Source organism: Streptomyces sp. MI02-7b, assembly GCF_033793585.1.
Classification (GTDB): domain Bacteria; phylum Actinomycetota; class Actinomycetes; order Streptomycetales; family Streptomycetaceae; genus Actinacidiphila.
In genome coordinates this window covers 38,898-59,222 of sequence record NZ_JARAWX010000006.1, presented here as the reverse complement: position 1 = coordinate 59,222, position 20,325 = coordinate 38,898, and the positions used below count along the sequence as shown (strand labels likewise).

Genomic DNA, 20,325 nt, shown 5'->3' with positions numbered 1-20,325 from the left:
TGGTGCCAATATGGCCAATTCGGTACCGCCTCGGAAGAACCCGGGCGACCCGTGGCGGGCGGAGGGAGCTCCGTCGTCGCCGCCCACCAGGCGACGGCGCAGGCTGGGCGGCTGGGGCGGGATGATCCTGGCCGCGGTCGCCGTGTTCCTGATCACCGACCTGGTGCTGTCGCTGGTCGCCGGATCACGCCCGACCACGATCTCGTACTCCGAGTTCGGCCGGCAGCTCGCCGCGAACAACATCTCGAAGATCTACTCCAAGGGCGACGCCATCGAGGGCCAGCTCAGGGAGGCCGCCCCCGCGCCCAAGGGCTCGGGGGACAAGACGTACACCCAGTTCAAGACCCAGCGGCCGGTCTTCGCCAAGGACGACCTGTGGGGCGCGCTGACGAAGAACAAGGTCACCGTCACCGCGCAGCCCGTCGTCCAGCAGCGCGGCATCCTCTACAACATCGCGCTGTCACTGGCGCCGGTGCTGCTCCTGGTCCTGCTGTGGCTCTTCGTCGCACGCCGGATGAGCCGGCTGACCGGCGGGGGAGGCCTCGGCGGGCTGGGCGGCTTCGGCCGCAGGACACCCGTGCCGATCCGGCCCGACGAGGGCCGGCGCACCACCTTCGAGGACGTCGCCGGCATCGACGAGGTCGAGGCCGAGCTCAACGAGGTCGTCGACTTCCTCAAGCGGCCCGACGCCTACCGGGCGCTCGGCGCGCGCATGCCGCGCGGCGTGCTGCTCGCGGGACCGCCCGGCACCGGCAAGACGCTCCTGGCACGGGCCGTCGCCGGTGAGGCGGACGTGCCGTTCTTCTCCGCCTCCGCGTCGGAGTTCATCGAGATGATCGTCGGCGTGGGCGCCGGCCGGGTGCGCGAGCTGTTCGCCGAGGCCCGCAAGGTCGCCCCCGCGATCATCTTCATCGACGAGATCGACACCATCGGCCGCGCCCGCGGCGCCGCCGGCGGACTCGGCGGCCACGACGAGCGCGAGCAGACGCTGAACCAGATCCTCACCGAGATGGACGGCTTCTCCGGCTCCGAGGGCGTCGTCGTCATCGCCGCCACCAACCGCCCCGACGTCCTCGACCCCGCCCTCACCCGGCCCGGCCGCTTCGACCGCACCGTGCACGTCAGCCCGCCCGACCGGACCGGCCGCGAGGCGATCCTCCGCATCCACCTGCGCGACGTCCCGCTCCAGGCCGACATCGACCTCACGCGGGTCGCCCGCGCGACCCCCGGCATGACGGGCGCGGAACTCGCCAACCTCGCCAACGAGGCCGCCCTGCTCGCCGTCAAGCGCGGCAGGAAGACCGTCGGGCAGAGCGAGCTCTCCGACGCCCTGGAGAAGGTGCAGCTCGGCGCCGCGCGGCCGCTGGTGCTCTCACCCGAGGAGCGGCGCCGCACGGCGTACCACGAGTCCGGCCACGCGCTGCTCGGCATGCTCCAGCCCGGCGCCGACCCGGTACGCAAGATCACCATCGTGCCGCGCGGCCGCGCCCTGGGCGTCACCCTCTCCACGCCCGACTCCGACCGCTACGCCTACAGCGAGGAGTACCTGCGCGGCCGCATCATCGGCGCCCTCGGCGGCATGGCCGCCGAGCACGTCGTCTTCGGGGTGATCACCACCGGCGCCGAGAACGACCTGGAGCAGGTCACCAACCTCGTGCGCGGCATGGTCGGCCGATGGGGGATGAGCGACCGGGTCGGGCCGCTGTCGGCGATCCCGGCCGACGCCCAGCAGCCGTACGGGCTGTCCGCCGCCCCGTCCACCCTCGACGTGGTCGACGCGGAGATGCGCCGCATCGTCGACGAGTGCTACGGCACCGCCTGCCGCCTCCTGGACCAGCACCGCGAGCAGCTGGACTCGCTGGCCGAGCGGCTCCTGGAGGCGGAGACGCTGGAGGAGGGCGAGGCGTACGCGGCCGCCGGCATCCCCCGGCTGGAGAAGCCGTCCGGAAGTCTCGGCTAGGGCCCGGTCTGCCGCTGTGCGCCCCGCGCGCTCCGGGCCCGGGGTCTTTCGGGCAGGCCGTGTGGCGAGTGGGCCGAAGGGCCGCTGCGGGTACCCCGGAGGTGAACCGGGCCCGACGCGGGTCAGACCCGCGCGACCAGGTAGCGGAAGACGTTCTCCATCCGCACGGTGCCGTCCGCGCGCCGGTAGGGGTGCAGTGCCTCGCGCAGTTCCTTGCGGACCTGGTCCACGTCCGTGGCGGCCGCCGCCGCGTCGAAGAGCCCGGTGGAGACCAGGCCACGGACCGCGCTGTCCATGTCGGGGTAGCCGAACGGGCAGGACACCCGGCCGGAGCCGTCCGGGCGCAGACCCGCACCGCGGGCCATGTCCTCGAGGTCGTCCCGGCCGCTGAGCCGGGTCTCCACGGCGGCGCCGCGCGGCTCGGCCAGGCGTGCGGCGACCCGCAGCACCCGTCCCGTCGCGCACCGTTCGGGCGGTCCCCAGCCGGCCAGGACGACGGGGCTGCCGCGCTCGGCGAGGCCGGACGCCGCACGCAGCGCCGGTACCAGTGCCGACGGCGGCGCCGCCGGGTCGAACGCGGTGATCACCGTGAACAGTGGCGCGTCGTTCGTGGCCGCGGCCGCGGCCTCCGGGCCGCCGGGGACGAGCCGGGTACGGCCGCGGGAGGGTGCGGGGATGCCCCATTGCGGGGCCGGGAGCAGTCGTTGCCGTGCGAGTGCCAGCCGCTGGTCGTCGGGGTCGCAGCCGGTGACGGTGGCCCCGCGGGCGGCGGCCATGAGCAGCGCGAGCCCCGAACCGCAGCCGACGCCCAGCAGGCGTGTGGCGGTGCCGACGCCCAGGCGCTCGTACACGGCTTCGTAGAGCGGCACGAGCATCCGCTCCTGGATCTCGGCCCAGTCCCGCGCCCTGCCGTCGGCCCGGTGGATGCGTGGGTGTGCGAGCGTAGGTGTCATAGATCGCCCCTTCAGCCGCGTCGCGGTCTCGCTGAAAGCTTTCCTCGTACGCTCCCCCGTTACGCCGCGCATGTTCACGGTTACGCGGCGCATGCCCCCTAGGTCAGCCAACTCCCCTTCCGGGCCGTAGTCCAGAGGTTTGAAGGCGGGGATTGAGCCGAACCCGAGGCCGGAGTGCGCCCCGTCGATTCACGTCCGGCGGCGGCGGACCCGTACCATCTGCGGCATGGCAAAGGCTCCCGTACTCACCCCCCAGGCTGACGACTTCCCGCGCTGGTACCAGGACCTGATCAACAAGGCCGAACTGGCCGACAACGGCCCGGTGCGCGGCACCATGGTCATCCGGCCGTACGGGTACTCGCTGTGGGAGCGGATGCAGCAGGAGATGGACGCACGGATCAAGGAAGCGGGCGCGCAGAACGCGTACTTCCCGCTCTTCATCCCGCAGTCCTACCTGACCCGGGAGGCCGAGCACGTCGAGGGCTTCGCCCCGGAGCTGGCCGTGGTCACCCACGGCGGCGGCAAGGAGCTGGAGGAGCCGGTCGTCGTCCGGCCCACCTCCGAGACCATCATCAACGAGTACTTCTCCAAGTGGGTGCAGAGCTACCGCGACCTGCCCCTGCTCATCAACCAGTGGGCCAACGTGGTCCGTTGGGAGATGCGCTCGCGGCTGTTCCTCCGCACGAGCGAATTCCTCTGGCAGGAGGGCCACACCGCGCACGCCACCTTCGAGGACGCGCGGGACTACGCCGCGATGATCCACCGCGACGTCTACGGCGACTTCATGACCGGCGTCCTCGGCATCGACGTCCTGCTGGGCCGCAAGACCGCCCGCGAGCGCTTCGCCGGCGCCATCAACACCCTCACCCTCGAAGGCATGATGGGCGACGGCAAGGCGCTGCAGCTGGGCACCAGCCACGAGCTGGGCACCAACTTCGCCAAGGCCTTCAACACCTCCTACCTGTCCAAGGAAGGACAGCAGGAGCTGGTCTGGCAGACCTCCTGGGGCACGTCGACCCGCATGGTCGGCGGCCTGATCATGTCCCACGGCGACGACAACGGACTGCGCGTGCCGCCGCGGCTGGCGCCCGTGCAGGCCGTCGTGCTGGCGATCAAGGGTGACGACGAGGTCGTGGCCAAGGTCCGCGAGATCGGCGACCGGCTCAAGGCCGCGGGCATCCGTGTGCAGGTGGACGTGCGCACCGACACCCCCTTCGGCCGCCGCGCCGTCGACTGGGAGCTCAAGGGCGTGCCCGTCCGCGTCGAGGTCGGCCCGCGCGACCTGGAGAACGGCACCGCGATGCTGGCCCGCCGCATCCCCGGCGGCAAGGAGCCGGTGGCCATCGACGAGCTGACCGCGCTGATCCCCAGGGCCCTTGAGGAAGACCAGGCCACGCTGCTGCGCCAGTCCCGCGAGCGCCGCGAGGCGCGCACCGTGGACGTCGCGACGATCGGCGAGGCCGCCGAGGCCGCGGCCACCGGCTGGGCCCGCATTCCGTGGGCGGACCTGGGCCCGGAGGGCGAGGCCAAGCTCGCCGAGCAGGGCGTGTCCGTGCGCTGCCTGCTCACCGAGGACGGGGCTGTGCCGGAAACGGACGACGCGCCGGGTACCGTGGCGGTCGTCGCGCGGGCATACTGACCGTCAGATGACTGAAAAGCGACGTACGTAATCGGCAGTACGTCCTTGCTTGAGGCGGGTGCGTGGCTTCTCCGCTGTTCTCCGCACCCGCCCTCAGGCGTACTCATCATCCTGAACTGACTAGTACGTGCAAAATATTTGGGATGGCCCGGTATCGGAACACCGGGCGCCCCCGGCTCGTTGTCACGACGTGAGCACGACACCACCAGTCCTCGCCGCCGAGCTGGCAGTCGCATGGGCCGACATTCAACGGCACCACCCCGAGCTGCCCGATCTGGCCGCCCCCGAGTCCCTGATCGGAGAGTCCTCGTCCGCTTGCGGCACGGAGCTCTCCTTCGAGCGCCTGCTGCACGAGGCCGTCCACGGAGTCGCCGCCGCGCGCGGCGTCCGGGACACCTCGCGGGCGGGCCGCTACCACAACCGTCGGTTCCTGGCCATCGCCGATGAGCTCGGCCTGGACCACTCGGAGGAGCCGCATCCCAGCAGCGGCTTCTCCCTGGTCCAGATGCGCCCCGACACCAAGAAGCGCTACCGGGCCACGATCGACCGGCTGCAGCGCGCCCTCAGAGCGCACACCGCGGCGACCACCGCCGACACCGCCCGCAGCTTCCGCGGGCCGGCCGCCCGGCACGGGTCCTCGGGTGGCGGCGTTCGGGTGAAGGCGGTCTGCGACTGCGGGCGCAATGTCCGGGTCGTGCCGTCCGTGCTCGCGCAGGCCCCGATCGTCTGCGGGGCGTGCGGAACACCCTTCCGGATCCCGGAGACCGCGGCGGTCGCCTGAGGCGGCCGCCCGCGGCGGCGGGTGCGCGGAGCGCCGCCGGGGACGTTCCCGGCGTGCGGCGGCGTGCCTGCCGTATGGCACAATGGTCAGCTGAGCACTCGGCAGCCGTGCAGGACCCCTCTCTCCTTCGGCTGACGCGTCCGTCGGGCATCCGGCTCCACAACCCCACGTGGCGGTCAGGTGTGCCCAACCCACGTCAACACCAGGAGAACCCACTCCCGTGGCAGTCAAGATCAAGCTGAAGCGTCTGGGCAAGATCCGTTCGCCTCACTACCGCATCGTCGTCGCCGACTCCCGGACCCGCCGTGACGGCCGGGCCATTGAGGAGATCGGCCTGTACCACCCGGTCCAGAACCCGTCGCGCATCGAGGTCGACGCGGAGCGCGTGGCGTACTGGCTGGGTGTCGGCGCGCAGCCGACCGAGCCCGTGCTCGCGATCCTCAAGAAGACCGGCGACTGGCAGAAGTACAAGGGCGAGCCGGCTCCGGCCCCGCTCCTGGTCGCCGAGCCCAAGGCCGACAAGCGCGCCCTCTTCGAGGCTGCCGCCAAGGACGCCGGGGACGAGCCCAAGGGTGAGGCCATCACCCAGAAGGCCAAGAAGTCCGACAAGAAGGACGAGGCCGCCGAGGCGGCCGAGTCGACCGAGGCCTGATCGTGCTCGAGGAGGCCCTCGAACACCTGGTCAAGGGCATCGTCGACAATCCCGATGACGTGCAGGTCGCCGAGCGCACCCTGCGTCGCGGGAAGGTCCTGGAGGTCCGGGTGCACCCCGATGACCTCGGCAAGGTGATCGGCCGCAACGGCCGTACCGCCCGTGCCCTGCGTACCGTCGTGGGCGCGATCGGCGGACGTGGTGTCCGCGTCGACCTCGTCGACGTCGACCAGGTTCGCTGAGAAACGAAGCACCGGCACGGGCCGGGGGAGGCGTCACCGCCGCCCCCGGCCCGAGCCGTATCCGACACGCAACGCACAGGAGCGCGAACAAGTGCAGCTGGTAGTGGGACGCATCGGCCGCGCCCATGGCATCAAGGGCGAGGTCTCGGTGGAGGTGCGCACCGACGAGCCGGAGTTGCGGCTCGCGCCGGGCGCGGTGCTGGCCACGGACCCGGCCTCGGCCGGACCGCTCACGATCGAGACCGGCCGCGTGCACAGCGGCCGGCTGATGCTGCGCTTCGCGGGCGTCAAGGACCGCACCGGCGCCGAGGCCCTGCGCAACATCCTGCTGATCGCCGAGGTCGACCCGGACGAGCGTCCGGAGGACCCCGAGGAGTTCTACGACCACCAGCTGATCGACCTCGACGTGGTCACCGTCGACGGGACCGAGGTCGGCCGCATCACCGAGATCTCCCACCTGCCCTACCACGACCTGCTCGTCGTGGAACGGCCGGACGGCAGCGAGGTCATGGTGCCCTTCGTCGGGGAGATCGTGCCCGAGATCGACCTGGAGCGGCAGCGGGCCGTCATCGACCCGCCGCCGGGCCTGCTCGACGAGGCCGAGGCCGAGACCGCCGGCAGCCGCGGCGAGGGTGACGGCGAGGGCGGGGCGGAGCCGGCGTAATGCGCATCGACGTCGTCACGATCTTCCCGGAGTACCTGGAGCCGCTGAACGTCTCCCTGGTCGGCAAGGCCAGGACGCGCGGACGGCTGGACGTACGCGTCCACGACCTGCGCGAGTACACCCACGACCGGCACAACACGGTCGACGACACCCCCTACGGCGGCGGCCCGGGGATGGTCATGAAGCCCGAGCCGTGGGGCGAGGCGCTGGACGCCGTCCTGGCGTCGGGCGAGGGCACGCCCGTGATCGTCGTACCGACCCCCAGCGGCCGCCCCTTCACCCAGGAGCTCGCGGTCGAGCTGTCGGAGAAGCCCTGGCTGGTGTTCACCCCGGCGCGTTACGAGGGCATCGACCGGCGCGTCATCGACGAGTACGGTGACCGGCTCGACGTGCGCGAGGTCTCCATCGGCGACTACGTGCTGGCCGGCGGCGAGGCCCCGGTGCTGGTCATGGTCGAGGCGATCGCCCGGCTGCTGCCGGGCGTGCTGGGCAACGCCGAGTCCCACCGCGACGACTCCTTCGCCCCCGGCGCCATGGCCGACCTGCTGGAAGGCCCCGTCTACACCAAGCCGCCGGTCTGGCGGGACCGCGGTGTGCCGGACCTGCTGCTCAGCGGCCATCACGGCAAGGTCGCTCGCTGGCGCCGCGACGAGGCCTTCCGGCGCACCGCCGCGCACCGCCCCGATCTGATCGAACGCTGCGACCCGGCGACGCTGGACAAGCACGACCGCGCGATCCTCGCGGCCCTCGGCTGGGCGCCGCGCGAGGACGGCCGATTTTGGCGAGCCCCCGAGGCCGTGGAAGAATAGGCGGCTGCCGCTCTGCGCCCGCCGCGCGCCCCTGCCACAGGGGGACACGACGCCCGTCCGACGCGGTGGCAGCCGTATCACCATCACTATGTCCGCCGATGACCTGTGGCATGGGCGAAGAAAGCAGACAGACATGTCCCACGTGCTCGACACCGTCGACGCCGCGTCGCTGCGCAGCGACATCCCGGGCTTCCGTCCGGGCGACACCGTCAACGTCCACGTCCGCGTGATCGAGGGCAACCGCTCCCGTATCCAGCAGTTCAAGGGCGTTGTCATCCGCCGCCAGGGTTCCGGCGTCCGTGAGACCTTCACGGTCCGCAAGGTCTCCTTCAGCGTCGGCGTCGAGCGTACCTTCCCGGTGCACAGCCCGATCTTCGAGAAGATCGAGCTCGTGACCCGCGGTGACGTCCGTCGCGCGAAGCTGTACTACCTCCGTGAGCTGCGCGGCAAGGCCGCGAAGATCAAGGAGAAGCGCGACAACTGAGTCCGCCCGGGCATATGCGGGGCCGTATAGGCTCTGCGCTCGATGGACACCGAGGTACCTCTTCCGGAGCGCGACCGCGCCGAGCCGGCCCCAGGGCCGGATGAGCGGTCGCGCTTCGGCGTACGTACACAGCGGTATGCGCTTCTCGTCGTGGCGTGCGCCGCCGTGATCGCCGCGGTCAACGTCTTCGTGGCGCAACCCTTCGAGATCCCCAGCGGGTCGATGGAGAACACCCTGCGATCCGGGGACCGGGTGCTGGTCAACAAACTGGCGTACCGTTTCGGCGGCGCCCCGGCCCGGGGGGACGTCGTGGTGTTCGACGGCGAGGGATCCTTCGTGCAGGAGTCCGGCAGGACCGACTACATCAAGCGGGTGATCGGTGTCGGCGGGGACCGGGTGACCTGCTGCGACCGGCGGGGCAGGATCACCGTCAACGGCCGCCCGCTGGACGAGACCTATCTTTATCCCGGCGACACACCGTCGCGGGTAGCGTTCGACATCGAGGTACCTGAGGGGAGGCTGTGGGTGATGGGCGACCACCGTGCCGACAGCCGCGATTCCCGCGATCACCTCGGTGACCCCGGAGGGGGCACGGTCCCGGTGGACAAGGTGATCGGCAGGGCCGAGGCCACCATCTGGCCGCTGGGCCGGCGCCGGTCGCTGGACGGCGCCCATGGGTAGCCGGGGACGGTCGGGAGAGGACCGGCCGGTCCGCGCGGCGTACCTGGGCGACGAGGCGGAGGCCGCGGGCCCGCGCAGGAGCGGCGGCCGCGCCGAGCGCCGCAGGCTGGCCCGGAAGGTCAAGCGCAAACGCCGGCGCTCCGCCGCCAGGGAGATACCGCTGCTCATCGGCGTCGCCCTGCTGATCGCACTGGTCCTGAAGACCTTCCTGCTCCAGGCGTTCGTCATCCCGTCCGGCTCCATGGAGCAGACGATCCGCATCGGTGACCGCGTGGTCGTCGACAAGTTCACCCCGTGGTTCGGCGCCAAGCCGCACCGCGGTGACGTGGTCGTCTTCAAGGACCCCGGCAACTGGCTGGAGGGCGAGCAGGCCTCCGGCGGCCAGGACCCCGTGGGGGTCAGGCAGGTCAAGGAGTTCTTCACCTTCATCGGCCTGCTGCCGTCCGCCGACGAGCAGGACCTGATCAAGCGGGTGGTCGCGGTCGGCGGCGACACGGTGAAGTGCTGCGACAAGGACGGCCGGGTCACCGTCAACGGCACCCCGCTCGACGAGCCGTACATCTACCCGGGCAATCCGCCCTCGGACATTAAATTCACGGTCAAGGTTCCGCCGGGCCGGCTGTTCGTCATGGGTGACCACCGCTCCAACTCCGCGGACTCCCGGTTCCACCTGAAGGACCCCGGTGACGGCACCGTGCCCGAGAGCCTGGTCGTCGGCCGTGCCTTCGCCGTGGCCTGGCCCCTTGGCCACTGGTCCGGACTGAAGGAGCCGACCACCTTCTCCACCGTCGCCGCACCGGCTCTCTCTGGCGCGTCTGCCGCCACCGCGAGCCATAGGGTGGCAACATCCAACAATCGGCAAGGAATGATTGCGCTCCCGCCTCCTGCGGAACTCCCGCTCGTTATGGGAGTCGTGGGCCTGCGCCGCATCTGGCGGCGCGGGCGGCAGCGTGGAGTGAGGAGTGGATGTGGGGGACCTGGTGGTCGGCGCAAGGTCCGGACGCGAGGAGCCGGAGGACCATGGGTCCTCGGCGGGCGCGACCGGCGAGGACGGGGTGAAGCCCGGCGACGGCGCGCGCGCGGACTCCGGCTCGGGCGGCTCGGGCGGCTCCTCCGACGAGGCGGATGAGACGACGGACGGCGACGGCGGCCCGCCGCAGAAGCAGCGCTCGTTCTGGAAGGAACTTCCGCTGCTCATCGTGATCGCCCTCGTGCTCGCGCTGCTGATCAAGACGTTTCTGGTGCAGGCGTTCTCCATTCCGTCCGCGTCGATGGAGAACACGCTGCAGGAGGGCGACCGGGTCCTCGTCGACAAACTGACGCCCTGGTTCGGCTCGGAGCCCGAGCGCGGCGAGGTCGTCGTCTTCCACGACCCGGGCGGCTGGCTCGGCGAGACCGCGCCGGTCGACACCAACCCGGTCACCTCGGCGATCCAGAAGGTCCTCAGCTTCGTCGGCCTCATGCCCTCCGCCGAGGAGAAGGACCTGATCAAGCGGGTCATCGCGGTCGGCGGTGACACCGTGGAGTGCCAGGGCACCGGCCCGGTCAAGGTGAACGGCAAGGCGCTGGACGAGCCGTACATCTACCCGGGGAACACCCCTTGCGGCGACCGTCCCTTCGGTCCGATCAGGGTCCCCAAGGACCGGATCTGGGTGATGGGCGACCACCGCCAGGACTCCCTGGACTCGCGGTACCACCAGGACCTGCCGGGCAACGGCACCGTCTCCAACGACGAGGTCGTCGGCCGCGCGATCGTGGTGGCCTGGCCGATCGGGCGCTGGTCGACCCTGCCGATTCCCAGCACCTTCGACCAGCCGGGCATCAGCGCGGCCGCCGCCGCGGGGCTGCCCGCCGCGGCGGGTGTCGCGGGCGCGGTGCCGCTGGTGCTGCTCCGGCGGCGCCGGCTGATCAACCAGGCGAAGTGACGGGGCTGCCCCGGATCCATACCGCCGGGTAGGGTGCCGTCGCATGAGCACAGGCACACGCACGGGCACGCGTACGACGACGGGCGGCACGCGCGGGACGGGCGGTAAGGGCGGCGGACGGGCCGGAGCGATACTCTCCGGCCTGGCCGTGGCCCTTGGTTCCGTTCTCTTCCTCGGCGGTTTCGTCTGGGGCGCGATCCTCTACCGGCCCTACACCGTTCCGACGGGGTCGATGACCCCGACCGTGGACACCGGGGACCATATCCTCGCCCAGCGCATCGACGGCTCCGAGGTCCGCCGCGGCGACATCGTGGTCTTCGACGACGCGCTGTGGGGGGACGTCCCGATGGTCAAGCGGGTCGTGGCGGTCGGCGGCGACAAGGTCGCCTGCTGCGACAAGCAGGGGCGGCTGACCGTCAACGGCAAGCCGATCGACGAGCCGTACCTGCTCGACCCCAGGGCTCCGGCCTCGCCGACCGGCTTCTCGGCCACCGTGCCGAAGGACAATCTCTTCATGATGGGCGACAACCGCGCCACGTCGGAGGACTCCCGCGTCCGGCTCACCGACGCCGACGACGGCTCCGTGCCGCGCAGCGCGGTGAACGCCCGCGCCGACGCCATCGCCTGGCCCAGTGGCCGCATGGGCATGCTGCAGCGGTCCTCGGCCTTCGCCGGTCTGTCCGGGGACGGGCCGTCCGCCCCCGGTCCGCTGAAGGCGGTCGTGGCGGCGGCGGTGGGCGGTGCCGCGCTCATCTTCTGCGGGGCCGCGTACGGGCCGCTCGCGCGTGTGGCGGGCCGTCGGCGGACGGCGCGCTGACCATGGCGCGGCGGCGCGCGGCGCGGGTCATCCTCCTCGACCCCTTGGACCGGATCCTCCTGCTGCACGGCTACGAGCCGGACGACCCCTCGGTGACCTGGTGGTTCACCCCGGGCGGCGGGGTCGAGGAGGGCGAGAGCCTGGAGGACGCGGCACGGCGTGAGCTCGCCGAGGAGACCGGCATCACGGGTGCGAAGCTCGGGCCGGTGCTCTGGGAGCGCTCGTGCGCGTTCGACTTCGACGGGCGGCGCTGGGAGCAGGACGAGTGGTATTTCCTGGCCCGGACCGACGACACCCGATTCCATACCGCCGGATTGACGGAATTGGAGCAGCGCAGCGTCACGGGCCTGCGATGGTGGACCTGTGAAGAACTTCTCGGCACGCGTGAGACGGTGTACCCGACCAGACTCGCCGGACTGCTGGGCGCGCTGCTGGACGAAGGACCCCCTCTGTCCCCGATCCACCTGGGGACAGAGCGTGACTGACGCACAATGGGGGGACGTACGGCTGAAGGGGAACATGCCATGAGTGCCGAGGACCTCGAGAAGTACGAGACCGAGATGGAGCTCAAGCTCTACCGGGAGTACCGGGACGTCGTCGGCCTGTTCAAGTACGTGATCGAGACCGAGCGTCGCTTCTACCTCACCAACGACTACGAGATGCAGGTGCACTCGGTGCAGGGTGAGGTCTTCTTCGAAGTGTCGATGGCCGATGCGTGGGTCTGGGACATGTACCGACCGGCGCGTTTCGTGAAGCAGGTGCGGGTGCTCACGTTCAAGGATGTGAACATCGAGGAGCTCAACAAGGCCGATCTCGACCTTCCGTCGGACGACTCCGGCTTCAACGGCTGAGCCGCGCCGGCTCGGGGCGGTCCGCTCGAGGGAAGTTATCCACAGGGCTCCGGCAAGATCATCTTTCGGGCACCACCTCCGTCACAGTGAGTGACGGAGGTGGTGTGACATGAACGCCCGAGGAGCATTCGGACGGTACGGCGAGGAACTGGCGGCGCGGTCCCTGACGGCGGCCGGGATGACCGTGCTGGAGCGCAACTGGCGCTGCCGGCACCGTGAGCGCCACGGCGAGATCGACATCGTGGCGGCCGACGGCGACGCCGTGGTCGTGTGCGAGGTCAAGGCGCGGACGGAGGGCGGCCCCGAGCATCCGATGGCCGCGGTCACCGCGCGCAAGGCCGAACGGCTGCGGCGGCTCGCCGAGTGCTGGCTGGCCGACCACGGCGGGCCACCGCCGCCGGGCGGGGTCCGCATCGACGTGGTCGGCGTGACCCTGCCCGAGCGGGGCGCCGCCCGGGTCGAGCACGTACGGGGGGCCGCCTGATGGGATTCGCCCGTACGTGTTCGGTGGCGTTGCTCGGCGTGGAGGGCGTCGTCGTCGAGGTGCAGGCCGATTTGGAACCCGGCGTGGCGGCGTTCACGCTGGTGGGACTGCCCGACAAGAGCCTGAGCGAGAGCCGTGACCGGGTCCGCGCGGCACTCGTCAACAGCGGCGAGACCTGGCCGCAGAAGAAGCTCACCGTCGGTCTGAGCCCCGCGTCCGTCCCCAAGGGCGGCAGCGGCTTCGATCTCGCCGTCGCCTGCGCCGTGCTCGCCGCCAATGAGCGGGTCGCCCCCGAGGACATCGCCGATCTGATGATGATCGGCGAGCTGGGCCTCGACGGCCGGGTCCGGCCCGTGCGCGGGGTGCTGCCGGCCGTCCTGGCCGCCGCGGAAGCCGGTTACCGGCACGTGGTGGTCCCCGAGCGGACGGTGGCGGAGGCCTCGCTCGTGCCGGGCGTCTCGGTGCTCGGGGTACGCAGCCTGCGGCAGCTGATCGCGCTCCTCAACGACGAACTGGCTCCCGAGGAGCCCGAGGACCCGGGCGAGGGGCGCCCCGACCCGATGCTGGCCGGACTCGCGCTGCTCGGCGCGGGACACGGCACGGGGCTGTCCGACGCCGGGACACCCGACCTCGCCGACGTCGCCGGGCAGGGCACGGCCCGCACGGCCCTGGAGGTGGCGGCGGCCGGCGGCCACCACCTGTACCTCAAGGGCCCGCCCGGCGCCGGCAAGACCATGCTCGCGGAACGCCTGCCCGGACTCCTGCCGCCGCTGACGCGGCAGGAGTCGGTCGAGGTCTCGGCCGTCCACTCGGTCGCCGGCATCCTGCCCGCGGGCAAGCCCCTGGTCGACGAGCCGCCCTACTGCGCCCCGCACCACTCGGCGACGATGCAGTCCCTCGTCGGCGGCGGCAACGCCCTGCCGCGCCCCGGCGCGGTATCGCTGTCCCACAAAGGCGTGCTCTTTCTGGACGAGGCACCCGAGTTCAGCGGTCAGGCGCTCGACGCGCTGCGGCAGCCGCTGGAGTCCGGTCATGTCGTCATCGCCCGCGCCGCCGGCGTCGTACGTCTTCCGGCGCGCTTCTTGCTGGTCCTGGCCGCGAATCCCTGCCCCTGCGGGCGGTACGGCTCGCCCGGCGGCATGTGCGACTGCACGCCCAGCATGGTCCGCCGCTACCAGGGGCGGTTGTCCGGGCCGCTGCTGGACCGGGTCGACCTGCGTGTGGACGTCGAGGCGGTCAGCCGCGGTGAGCTGATGGGCAGCACCGCCGGAGCCGAGAGGACGCACACGGTCGCGGCACGGGTGCGCGAGGCACGGGAACGGGCCGCCGCGCGGTACGCGGGCACCCCCTGGCGGATCAACAGCGAGGTCCCCGGCCACGAGCTGCGGACCCGCTGGTCCGTCGCCCCGGGCGCCCTGCGCGCCGCCGAACGGGACATGGAGCGCGGCCTGCTCACCGCCCGCGGCCTCGACCGTGTGCTGCGGGTCGCCTGGACCGTCGCCGACCTGGCCGGCCGGGACCGGCCCGGCGGCGCCGACATGGAACGTGCCCTGGAACTGCGCACCGGGGTCCGCCGCGGCCTCGCGACAACGACGGCGACTGCGACCGCGACGGGAGGCCGTTGATGGCCGGCACGCTCTTCGGCACCGACGACACGCTCGACGAACCCGTCCCCGGGGACGAACCGCCCCCGACCGACGAGGAACGCCTTGCCCGGGCGGCTCTCACGGGCGTCGCGGACCCCGGCGACGAGATCGCCGGGCGCTGGCTGCGCGAGCTCGGCCCCGTGGAGACGCTCAGGGCCCTCGCGGCCGGCGACGCGCTGCCCGGGGCGAGCGAGCGGCGGAGGGCGGGCTACGCCCTGCGGGCGGCCCGCGTCGACCCGGTGCGGGACCTGGCCGCGGTCCGGGCCATGGGCGGGCGCTTCGTCTGCCCGGGAGACACGGACTGGCCGAGTCAACTGGACGACCTCGCGGACGAGCGGCCGTTCGGGCTGTGGACGCGGGGGCGGCCCTCCCTGCGGATGTGGGCGCTGCGCTCGGTCGCCGTCGTCGGCGCCCGCGCGTGCACGTCGTACGGCTCGCACATGGCGTCCACCCTCGGTGCGGAGCTCGCCGAGGCGGGCTGGGTCGTCGTGTCCGGCGCCGCGTACGGCATCGACGGTGCGGCGCACCGCGGGGCGCTGTCCGCCGGTGGCGCGACCGTCGGGGTCGTCGCGTGCGGGGTGGACGTGGCCTATCCGCCCGGTCATGCCGAGTTGATCGGACGCATCGCCGAACAAGGTCTGCTCATCAGTGAATTGCCGCCCGCATCGCATCCGACGCGGTCGCGGTTCGTGCTCCGCAATCGCGTGATCGCGGCGCTGACCCGCGGCACGGTCGTGGTCGAGGCCCAGTACCGCAGCGGATCGCTGATCACCGCCCGCCGCTCCCGTGAGCTGGGACGCTTCGTCATGGGCGTGCCCGGACCCTGCACGTCGGCACTGTCGCAGGGGGTGCACGAACTGCTGCGCGCGGACGCCGTGCTGGTGACCGGCGCCGCCGATGTGGCCGATCTCGTCGGCCGGATCGGACAGGATCTCGCGCCCGAGCGCCGTGGGCCCCTGCTGCCGCACGACCTGCTGCCGGCGGAGACCGCGCGGATCCTGGAGGCGCTGCCGGGAGGCAGAGCCGGCGCCGAGTGCGCGGCGATCGCGGCGGCCGCCGCGAGCACCCCCGACGAGACTCTCGGCCGGCTCCTGGAGCTGCACGTTCTCGGCTTTGTGGAACGTGACGGCCCGCGCTGGAAGTTGGCGGAAAACCATCTGAAGGAGGGGTCCGCGCCGACACGCTCTGCCGGTGAACACACCATCAGGTGACAGGACGGTTCTTGACCTGGGACCTCCGGGATGGCGAGGTTATGGGGACGCCGCATCGTCGCGGTCTGCGACCTCGTCGTCACGCTACGCTCAAGGAGGTCCGAGTCCCGTCCGCCCCGCAGGTCACAGCAGAACGGCTCAAATCCACGCATGCACCCGCACACCCCCGGGTCAGACCGCGCGACGGCGGCGACCACCGTCACCGGTTCCCCCCGGCCTCCCGGCCCCACCACGCTCGACGCGCTGTGGCGGACCTACAAGTCCACGGGGGACACACGCCTGCGTGAGCAGTTGATCCTGCACTACTCGCCCCTGGTGAAGTACGTGGCCGGGCGCGTCAGCGTGGGTCTGCCAGCCAACGTCGAGCAGGCGGACTTCGTCTCCTCCGGGGTCTTCGGGCTCATCGACGCCATCGAGAAGTTCGATCCCGAGCGCGCGATCAAGTTCGAGACCTACGCGATCACCCGCATCCGCGGCGCCATGATCGATGAACTGCGTGCCCTGGACTGGATCCCCCGCTCGGTGCGCCAGAAGGCCCGCGCCGTGGAGCGCGCCTACGCCACGCTGGAGGCCTCGCTGCGGCGTACCCCCAGCGAGCCGGAGGTCGCCGCGGAGATGGGCATCGCGCTGGAGGAACTGCACGCGGTGTTCAGCCAGCTCTCGCTCGCCAATGTCGTCGCCCTGGAGGACCTGCTGCACGGCGGCGTCGAGGGCGGCGACCGGCTGAGCCTCGTCGACACCCTGGAGGACACCGGCGCCGACAACCCCGTCGAGGTCGCCGAGGACCGCGAGCTGCGCCGGCTGCTGGCCCGGGCGATCAACACCCTGCCCGAGCGCGAGAAGACGGTGGTCACTCTCTACTACTACGAGGGGCTCACACTCGCCGAGATCGGACAGGTGCTCGGGGTGACCGAGAGCAGGGTCAGCCAGATCCACACCAAGTCCGTGCTCCAATTGCGCGCGAAACTGGCCGACGTCGGCCGATGACGCGCGTTGCCGACGGGAGGGCACGGCCGCCGCGCGGCTTCCGTACAGTGGTGCCGTGCCCAAGATTCGAGCGGCCTCGGTGGCCGAGCACAGGTCGATGCAGCGCGACGCCCTGCTGGACGCCGCACGAACCCTGCTCTCCGAGGGCGGTACGGAAGCGCTGACCTTCCCCGCCCTCGCCGAGCGCACCGGACTGGCCAGGTCCTCGGTCTACGAGTACTTCCGCTCGCGCGCGGCCGTCGTCGAGGAGCTGTGCCGGGTCGACTTCCCCGTGTGGGCGGCCGAGGTCGAGGCGGCGATGGCGGCGGCCGACAGCCCCGAGGGCAAGATCGAGGCCTATGTGCGCAGCCAGCTCGCCCTCGTCGGGGACCGCAGGCACCGCGCGGTGGTCGCCATCTCCGCCGGTGAGCTCGACGCGGGCGCCCGTGAGAGGATCCGCGCCGCCCACGGCGGCCTGATCGCCATGGTCGTCGACGCCCTGGGCGCCCTGGGCCACCGCGAACCCCGGCTCATCGCCATGCTGCTGCAGGGCGTCGTCGACGCCGCCGTGCGCCGCATCGAACTGGGCGCCGCCGAGGAGCCGGACGCCATCGCCGACGCCGCGGTCACCACGGCCCTGCGCGGGGTCCTCGGCTGACAGCGGGCGCCGCGGTGCCCTCCGGCATCCGCCCTCCCTCCGTCCCCTCGGGAAGCGGTACACCGAACACCGGCAGCAGCCGGGACGGTCCGCCGCGCAGCATCGCGTCCGGCAGCAGCGACAGCGGATCGAGATAGAACTCCCCGCGCAGCAGCCCCCAGTGCAGGCAGCCGCCCGGGCAGTGCCACGGTCCGTCCGCGAGCACCCCGACCACCTGGCCCGCGCGGACCTCCTCGCCCACCGCGACCGTCGCCCGAACCGGCTGGTACGTGATCCGCAGGCCCTCCGCGAGCCGGATCACCACAATGCCGCGCCCCGCGACCGACCCGGCGTACGCCACGCGCCCGGGCGCCGCCGCGCGCACCGGTGCGCCAGGGCCGGCCCGCAGATCCACCCCGCGGTGCCCCGCCGCCCACCGCACCGGCGGGGGGTCGAAGCCCCGCTCCACCACCGGCCGGCGCGCCCCGTCCGCCGCCGCCACCGGCCACGCACGGTCAGCCGGGACGCCGCCCCGGTCAGCCTGGTCACCCCGGTCACCCTCGCGCACGACGGCGCTCACCGGCCCCGTGAGCCCACCGAGCCACGTCGTCACCGCGAGGTACACCGTCACCACGAACACCGTCGATCTCGTCATGCCCCCACGGTGACGGACCCCGCCGCAAAGAGATGATCATGGCCGCGGCCTGTGGACAACCAGCCCCGGCCCGCACCCCGCAGGCACGATGTCGCCCGCGGCTCCGGCGGTCCCGTACACTTTCCATGGCGATCCGGGTCACCGGGTCGACTTCGCACGCCCCGCCACCGTCCTCCCCGTGAGCGGTGGACGCGCTCCTCGGTCCCTTGTGGCATGGCGCGTTCGGGGCGTCAGGCGCGGCCGCCGTCCGGCGGCCGCTCAGAACCGAGTACATCTAGGAGTACGGCCATGGCCGTCGTCACGATGCGGGAGCTGCTGGAGAGCGGCGTCCACTTCGGGCACCAGACCCGCCGCTGGAACCCGAAGATGAAGCGTTTCATCTTCACCGAGCGCAACGGCATCTACATCATCGACCTGCTCCAGTCGCTGTCGTACATCGACCGCGCCTACGAGTTCGTCAAGGAGACCGTCGCGCACGGCGGCTCCATCATGTTCGTCGGCACCAAGAAGCAGGCGCAGGAGGCCATCGCCGAGCAGGCGTCCCGCGTCGGCATGCCCTACGTCAACCAGCGCTGGCTGGGCGGCATGCTCACCAACTTCTCCACGGTCTACAAGCGCCTGCAGCGCCTGAAGGAGCTCGAGGAGATCGACTTCGAGGACGTGGCCGCCTCCGGCCTCACCAAGAAGGAGCTCCTGGTTCTCTCCCGTGAGAAGGAGAAGCTGGAGAAGACTCTCGGCGGTATCCGCGAGATGCAGAAGGTGCCCAGCGCCGTCTGGATCGTGGACACCAAGAAGGAGCACATTGCCGTCGGTGAGGCGCGCAAGCTCCGTATCCCGGTCGTCGCGATCCTCGACACCAACTGCGACCCCGACGAGGTCGACTACAAGATCCCGGGCAACGACGACGCGATCCGCTCCGTCACCCTGCTCACCCGCGTGATCGCCGACGCCGTCGCCGAGGGCCTCATCGCCCGCTCCGGCGCCGGTGCCGCCACCGGTGACAAGGCCGAGGGCGAGCCGCTCGCCGCCTGGGAGCGCGAGCTCCTCGAGGGCGACAAGGCCAAGTCCGACGAGTCCGCCGCCGAGCCGGCCGCCGCTGAGGCCGCTCCGGCCGAGGCCGCCACCGAGGCGCCGGCTGCCGAGGCCGCCCCGGCCGAGGCCGCTGCCGAGACCGTCGAGGCGCCGGCCGCCGACGCGGACGCCGAGCAGGCCTGAGCCTCGCCCGCCTTCCGATGCGTGTGAGGACGGCGGGGGCTCCGGCCCCCGCCGTCCGTCCGTAGAACCGCCGGACTCACCGGATTCACCGACTTCCGAGAAGAGACTGACAGACATGGCGAACTTCACCGCCGCCGACGTCAAGAAGCTCCGCGAGCTCACCGCCGCGGGCATGATGGACTGCAAGAAGGCGCTCGAGGAGGCCGAGGGCGACCTGGACAAGGCCGTCGAGATCCTCCGGGTCAAGGGCCAGAAGGGCGTCACCAAGCGCGAGGGCCGCTCGGCCTCCAACGGCGCTGTGGTGTCCCTGATCGCCGGTGACAACAGCGAGGGTGTCCTCGTCGAGCTCAAGTGCGAGACCGACTTCGTCGCCAAGGGTGACAAGTTCGTGGCCGCCGCCGACGCCATCGCCGCGCACGTCGCCGCCACCAAGCCGGCCGACCTGGAGACCCTGCTCTCCTCCGAGATCAAGGACGGCCAGTCCGTCCAGGCCTTCGTCGACGAGGCGAACGCCACCCTCGGCGAGAAGATCGTCCTGGACCGCTTCGCGCAGTTCACCGACGGTTTCGTCGCCTCCTACCTGCACCGCACCAGCCCGGACCTGCCCCCGCAGGTCGGCGTCCTGGTCGAGCTGGACAAGGCGAACGCCGAGGTCGCCAAGGACGTCGCGCAGCACATCGCCGCCTTCGCCCCGACCTTCCTCTCCCGCGAGGACGTGCCGGCCGATACGGTCGAGAACGAGCGTCGCGTCGCCGAGGCCACCGCCCGCGAGGAGGGCAAGCCCGAGGCCGCCCTGTCGAAGATCGTCGAGGGTCGCGTCAACGGCTTCTTCAAGGAGAACGTCGTTCTCGAGCAGGCCTTCGCCAAGGACAACAAGAAGACCGTTCAGAAGGTCCTCGACGAGGCCGGGGTCACGCTGAAGCGCTTCGCCCGCTTCCGCGTCGGCGTCTGAGCGTCCGAACCGCGCAAGCGATTGACCGGCGACCCCGCTAGGGTCGTACGCAGCCTGCCGTTCACCGGCGGCCGGCCGCAGTTGTGACGAGGAGGCCATTG

23 protein-coding genes are annotated in these 20,325 nt (G+C 71.7%); 21 read left to right on the top strand and 2 right to left on the bottom strand.

Going from position 1 to position 20,325, the window contains the following annotated elements; all coding sequences use genetic code 11:
• Window positions 1-10: 10 nt before the first annotated feature.
• On the top strand, window positions 11-1,960 hold the full coding sequence (gene ftsH, locus PV364_RS11445; RefSeq protein WP_319659727.1) for an ATP-dependent zinc metalloprotease FtsH: 1,950 nt from the start codon (window positions 11-13) through the stop codon (window positions 1,958-1,960).
• Between the two features lie 122 nt (window positions 1,961-2,082).
• Here the strand turns inward: ftsH and PV364_RS11440 are convergent, their stop codons facing one another.
• Complete coding sequence (locus PV364_RS11440) at window positions 2,083-2,913, bottom strand: methyltransferase domain-containing protein (RefSeq protein ID WP_319659726.1); 831 nt, start codon at window positions 2,911-2,913, stop codon at window positions 2,083-2,085.
• A 226-nt stretch (window positions 2,914-3,139) separates the two neighbouring features.
• Between PV364_RS11440 and proS the strand changes: the two genes are divergently transcribed.
• From proS to PV364_RS11350, 18 genes are all read left to right on the top strand, one after another.
• Window positions 3,140-4,552, top strand: a complete 1,413-nt coding sequence (gene proS, locus PV364_RS11435) for a proline--tRNA ligase (protein ID WP_319659725.1) — start codon at window positions 3,140-3,142, stop codon at window positions 4,550-4,552.
• Between the two features lie 190 nt (window positions 4,553-4,742).
• On the top strand, window positions 4,743-5,333 hold the full coding sequence (locus tag PV364_RS11430; RefSeq protein WP_319659724.1) for a hypothetical protein: 591 nt from the start codon (window positions 4,743-4,745) through the stop codon (window positions 5,331-5,333).
• A gap of 220 nt (window positions 5,334-5,553) precedes the next feature.
• Entirely contained in the window at window positions 5,554-5,985 is a 432-nt protein-coding gene (gene rpsP, locus PV364_RS11425; protein ID WP_319659723.1) for a 30S ribosomal protein S16, read from the top strand.
• A gap of 2 nt (window positions 5,986-5,987) precedes the next feature.
• Entirely contained in the window at window positions 5,988-6,227 is a 240-nt protein-coding gene (locus tag PV364_RS11420) for an RNA-binding protein (protein WP_319659722.1), read from the top strand.
• 91 nt (window positions 6,228-6,318) lie between these two features.
• Window positions 6,319-6,891, top strand: coding sequence for a ribosome maturation factor RimM (rimM, locus tag PV364_RS11415; protein WP_319659721.1), 573 nt, complete (start codon window positions 6,319-6,321; stop codon window positions 6,889-6,891).
• Window positions 6,891-7,700 carry a tRNA (guanosine(37)-N1)-methyltransferase TrmD gene (trmD, locus tag PV364_RS11410; RefSeq protein WP_319659720.1) on the top strand — a complete coding sequence of 270 codons (810 nt, stop codon included), beginning with the start codon at window positions 6,891-6,893 and terminating at the stop codon, window positions 7,698-7,700. Before rimM ends, trmD begins: the two co-directional genes overlap by 1 nt.
• Before the next feature lie 133 nt (window positions 7,701-7,833).
• Window positions 7,834-8,184 (top strand): 50S ribosomal protein L19, encoded by a 351-nt coding sequence (gene rplS, locus PV364_RS11405; RefSeq protein ID WP_319659719.1) that lies wholly within the window; start codon window positions 7,834-7,836, stop codon window positions 8,182-8,184.
• A 42-nt stretch (window positions 8,185-8,226) separates the two neighbouring features.
• Window positions 8,227-8,865, top strand: a complete 639-nt coding sequence (gene lepB / locus PV364_RS11400; RefSeq protein WP_319659718.1) for a signal peptidase I — start codon at window positions 8,227-8,229, stop codon at window positions 8,863-8,865.
• The gene (lepB, locus tag PV364_RS11395) at window positions 8,858-9,994 is read left to right on the top strand and encodes a signal peptidase I (protein WP_319659717.1); all 1,137 of its coding nucleotides are present in this window, start codon (window positions 8,858-8,860) and stop codon (window positions 9,992-9,994) included. The genes lepB (PV364_RS11400) and lepB (PV364_RS11395) overlap by 8 nt, the downstream gene beginning before the upstream one ends.
• On the top strand, window positions 9,921-10,790 hold the full coding sequence (lepB, locus tag PV364_RS11390; protein ID WP_319659716.1) for a signal peptidase I: 870 nt from the start codon (window positions 9,921-9,923) through the stop codon (window positions 10,788-10,790). Before lepB (PV364_RS11395) ends, lepB (PV364_RS11390) begins: the two co-directional genes overlap by 74 nt.
• Before the next feature lie 43 nt (window positions 10,791-10,833).
• Window positions 10,834-11,607 carry a signal peptidase I gene (gene lepB / locus PV364_RS11385; RefSeq protein ID WP_319659715.1) on the top strand — a complete coding sequence of 258 codons (774 nt, stop codon included), beginning with the start codon at window positions 10,834-10,836 and terminating at the stop codon, window positions 11,605-11,607.
• A gap of 2 nt (window positions 11,608-11,609) precedes the next feature.
• Window positions 11,610-12,092 carry an NUDIX hydrolase gene (locus tag PV364_RS11380; RefSeq protein WP_319659714.1) on the top strand — a complete coding sequence of 161 codons (483 nt, stop codon included), beginning with the start codon at window positions 11,610-11,612 and terminating at the stop codon, window positions 12,090-12,092.
• Window positions 12,093-12,131: 39 nt separating this feature from the next.
• Window positions 12,132-12,458 carry a DUF2469 domain-containing protein gene (locus PV364_RS11375; protein WP_018562949.1) on the top strand — a complete coding sequence of 109 codons (327 nt, stop codon included), beginning with the start codon at window positions 12,132-12,134 and terminating at the stop codon, window positions 12,456-12,458.
• 109 nt (window positions 12,459-12,567) lie between these two features.
• Entirely contained in the window at window positions 12,568-12,942 is a 375-nt protein-coding gene (locus tag PV364_RS11370; RefSeq protein WP_319659712.1) for a YraN family protein, read from the top strand.
• Window positions 12,942-14,567 (top strand): YifB family Mg chelatase-like AAA ATPase, encoded by a 1,626-nt coding sequence (locus tag PV364_RS11365; protein ID WP_319659711.1) that lies wholly within the window; start codon window positions 12,942-12,944, stop codon window positions 14,565-14,567. The genes PV364_RS11370 and PV364_RS11365 overlap by 1 nt, the downstream gene beginning before the upstream one ends.
• Window positions 14,567-15,799 carry a DNA-processing protein DprA gene (dprA, locus tag PV364_RS11360; protein WP_319659710.1) on the top strand — a complete coding sequence of 411 codons (1,233 nt, stop codon included), beginning with the start codon at window positions 14,567-14,569 and terminating at the stop codon, window positions 15,797-15,799. The genes PV364_RS11365 and dprA overlap by 1 nt, the downstream gene beginning before the upstream one ends.
• Window positions 15,800-15,949: 150 nt before the next feature.
• Window positions 15,950-16,786: an RNA polymerase sigma factor WhiG gene (gene whiG, locus PV364_RS11355; protein WP_319659709.1), complete on the top strand. Its 837-nt coding sequence runs from the start codon at window positions 15,950-15,952 to the stop codon at window positions 16,784-16,786.
• 79 nt (window positions 16,787-16,865) lie between these two features.
• Window positions 16,866-17,423, top strand: coding sequence for a helix-turn-helix domain-containing protein (locus PV364_RS11350; RefSeq protein WP_319660045.1), 558 nt, complete (start codon window positions 16,866-16,868; stop codon window positions 17,421-17,423).
• Here the strand turns inward: PV364_RS11350 and PV364_RS11345 are convergent.
• Window positions 17,392-18,057, bottom strand: a complete 666-nt coding sequence (locus PV364_RS11345) for a M23 family metallopeptidase (protein ID WP_319659708.1) — start codon at window positions 18,055-18,057, stop codon at window positions 17,392-17,394. The two genes, PV364_RS11350 and PV364_RS11345, sit on opposite strands and share 32 nt — an antisense overlap.
• Before the next feature lie 288 nt (window positions 18,058-18,345).
• Here PV364_RS11345 and rpsB point away from each other — a divergent pair, with 288 nt between their 5' ends.
• Together rpsB and tsf are read left to right on the top strand one after the other, a co-directional pair.
• Window positions 18,346-19,272 carry a 30S ribosomal protein S2 gene (rpsB, locus tag PV364_RS11340; protein WP_319659707.1) on the top strand — a complete coding sequence of 309 codons (927 nt, stop codon included), beginning with the start codon at window positions 18,346-18,348 and terminating at the stop codon, window positions 19,270-19,272.
• Between the two features lie 115 nt (window positions 19,273-19,387).
• Window positions 19,388-20,224 carry a translation elongation factor Ts gene (gene tsf / locus PV364_RS11335; RefSeq protein ID WP_319659706.1) on the top strand — a complete coding sequence of 279 codons (837 nt, stop codon included), beginning with the start codon at window positions 19,388-19,390 and terminating at the stop codon, window positions 20,222-20,224.
• The last annotated feature ends 101 nt before the right edge of the window (window positions 20,225-20,325 follow it).